Source organism: Belnapia rosea (assembly GCF_900101615.1).
In the GTDB taxonomy this organism is placed as follows: domain Bacteria; phylum Pseudomonadota; class Alphaproteobacteria; order Acetobacterales; family Acetobacteraceae; genus Belnapia; species Belnapia rosea.
The window spans coordinates 1-2660 of the sequence record NZ_FMZX01000088.1; the positions used below are offsets into that span (position 1 = coordinate 1).

Consider the following 2660-nt stretch of genomic DNA (forward strand, 5'->3'; position numbering starts at 1 on the left):
AGGCGCATGCGGTGACGAGATTGGCGGCCTGAAGGAAACCAGGACCGAGCTTATTCAGGCCGCCAAGCTGTCCGACGAATGGGGACCACCTCAGAGTGCCTGATCACCGGCGCCATGGTCGACTGGCGCCCACATAGGCATGAAATCGCCTATGCCGATGCAGAACTCTCGGAACCAACCCTGGCCGTGAGGCCCCTGCAAACGAATAGGATCCTGTTTGTGACGTTCAATGCGGGCTTGAACGCCCGAGATAATTCCCTGTCCTGGATTGACGTTGTGGAAAAATTTCGAGCCTGCTGGTTCCACAAGTAGGGCGCCAAAAAGGCCATGCTTTTGTCGGTGGTTGGCGAACATATGGTCGTGAAAAAAGATCGTCCCGAACTCCTGATCTGCCCACCACCGGTAAACCATCCTCTTCCCGTGCCTTGCGCCACTCATATAGTTCCAGCCTGTGGCGGCGCCGTCAGCGCAGATTGGATCGATTTTTACCATGTGGACGTGAGTGGCGCATTCACCCTCCCAAGGCCGCGCAGGACATGGCGGAAAAGCGTGGTCGAATTCAGTTTCTGGTATCGTCCTAGGCGTAGCGTTTCGCAGGATGACGTTCACCACTTGCCCATGCTGCGCACGGAAAAAGAGGGGCTCCATAGGCCCAGCTCGTAAAGCGGGGTCGCCATCAGCCTCTAAGTAGTAGAGGTGGCCGTGCTTATCGTGCCATCGATGGCTGTTGTAGGTGATGTCGCGCATCACGACTGCTATGTCGTGAGCGACCTCCCGGGCACTGTTCCGCAGGAATGCGTCACGCTCTTTGGTCCGCTCACCTTTCTCCGCCACCGTCCCAGTGTCGGTAGCTGGATCGTAGCTGTAGATGGCCTCCTGCTGCATGCCGATTGGATTGCGCGTGAACAGCTCGCCCGGAACTGGTCGCGCGTTAAAAGCAGCCCTCTCCAGATCTGTCGGTTGCGGGCGATAGTCAAAGTCTGGCGGCATGTTTGCGGCGAGGAGAGACGTCACATACGGCGGTAGCGCCTCATCGATCTGCACCTGTCGGTCCGGCCACGGTGGTATAGGCGATTTCTGCTGAACCGCACCCGGGATGTAGAGCGGGTATCCAGGATGCCTGGGCGTTGCCCTGGGTGGCAAAGGACGGTTCGGCAGAGGGAGCAGTTTTTCAATGAGTGTTCCATCCGGATAGAGACCAATCTTCCGCCCGGCGTATATGGGGTCTGCTGTGTCTAGCAGCGCACCCGCTATGCCGTGTTGTCGGGTCTCAAAGGTGCGGAACATTCCCCACATACCCTCATGAAAGTGCGGGTAAAGGTGGCAGTGCCAGATGATATCGCCTGCCACCTGGTGACGATTACCCGCACCCCAAACAGGCTCAATTGTGTGCGCAGTCTGTGGACTAACCGAGATGGCATCGATGCGCGGGGATGCAGGGTTACCGGCCGCAGCGTGCCATTCATAGAGATGCAAATGAAAGACATGGGTCTCCTTCACACCTGCATGAACAAACCGTATGCGCACAGGGTCACCGATATAGGCTTTCAATATCGGTGTGGCTGGGTCACCGAACATCCAGGAGCTGTGATGCTGCTCCTCGTTAAGCACCGGCCGAATGAGTGCAGGTCCGGATTCCATTTGCTTCCACAGCCGCCGCTCGCGGTTAATCATCGGCTCCGCACGGTAGGACACAGGCATGATCGGCATGCCAGCATTGTGACCTCCCCCGTGCCGGCCGGTAGCACTGTGGCCGCCATGGCCGTCGGTGTCGCAAGGATCAGGCTCGAGTTCGCCGTGCGGCGGCACAAACTCGGGCTCGTCGTGGAAAACAATGACGAACTCGCGGTGGGCGACCGCTGCAAAGTTGAAGTAGGCGACAGGTTCAGGCCAAGTGTGGCCCTCGGGCTCCGGTCCAGGATCCAGCGGCTCCGCATGATCGAAGCTCTCCGGCATCACATCCAGATAAAGTCCGTCGAGTTGAGTAAAGCCGCCAGGTCCGTGGGAGACACGGCCGGTAACTGGATCGCGCCACTTTGTACCGGGGGGCTCGACAATGAGCGCCCCGAACAGGCCATGGACGTTGGTACCGTCTTCATCGCCGGAGTAGTTCCCTCCGTCGTGAAAGACAAAAACTCCTTCGTGCTCGCAGTGCCATTCGTAAACTCGGCTACCGCCGTATGGCACGAGGTAACTCGGGTTTTGGCCTACGTCGGAACCGTCGTCGGATCTGACGTCGTAGCCACCGCCAACAAGGTGAATGCCTACATCACGGTTCTTGCCGGGCTTGGGCCGGATCTCGTTCGTCAGGGTGACGATAAGGCGCTCACCCTGCCGAGCACGCAGCACCAGTGGACGAATGATCGGTTGCGGCTGGCGAGCCTGCGCTGGTGTTGTGGGAAGAGTGATGCCGACAAGGGCAGCCTGGCTCGCTACGGCCGGCTCAAGCACTGGATATATACCTCCAGGCAGATCCGCTTTTCCGAGAGCCTCGATGTAGCGCAGCAATGGAACGTTCTGCGTCAGGGCAAATATTATACCAAATCCCATTGATCAGAACCGATGCGCCCAATCGCGCAGTCCGATAGACATGATAGTCCAGGGCTGCTTGGTCCTGCCCCCAACTCTGGTCCGAGGGCTACGCAAGTTCTCGGGCTGGT

General features: G+C 58.6%; 2 protein-coding genes. One reads left to right on the forward strand and one right to left on the reverse strand.

All coding sequences use genetic code 11. The annotated features are described in order from the left end of the window. Window positions 1-90: 90 nt before the first annotated feature. Window positions 91-1956: a multicopper oxidase domain-containing protein gene (locus tag BLR02_RS28095; protein ID WP_245705009.1), complete on the reverse strand. Its 1866-nt coding sequence runs from the start codon at window positions 1954-1956 to the stop codon at window positions 91-93. Here BLR02_RS28095 and BLR02_RS30735 point away from each other — a divergent pair. Further along, window positions 1936-2553 (forward strand): hypothetical protein, encoded by a 618-nt coding sequence (locus BLR02_RS30735; RefSeq protein WP_245705010.1) that lies wholly within the window; start codon window positions 1936-1938, stop codon window positions 2551-2553. The two genes, BLR02_RS28095 and BLR02_RS30735, sit on opposite strands and share 21 nt — an antisense overlap. Window positions 2554-2660: the final 107 nt, after the last annotated feature.

Bases quoted from the DNA above. Each gene is read 5' to 3' on its own strand.
- BLR02_RS30735 (WP_245705010.1), top strand. From the start codon at position 1,936: ATGATCGAAGCTCTCCGGCATCACATCCAGATAAAGTCCGTCGAGTTG.
- BLR02_RS28095 (WP_245705009.1), bottom strand. From the start codon at position 1,956: ATGCCGGAGAGCTTCGATCATGCGGAGCCGCTGGATCCTGGACCGGAG.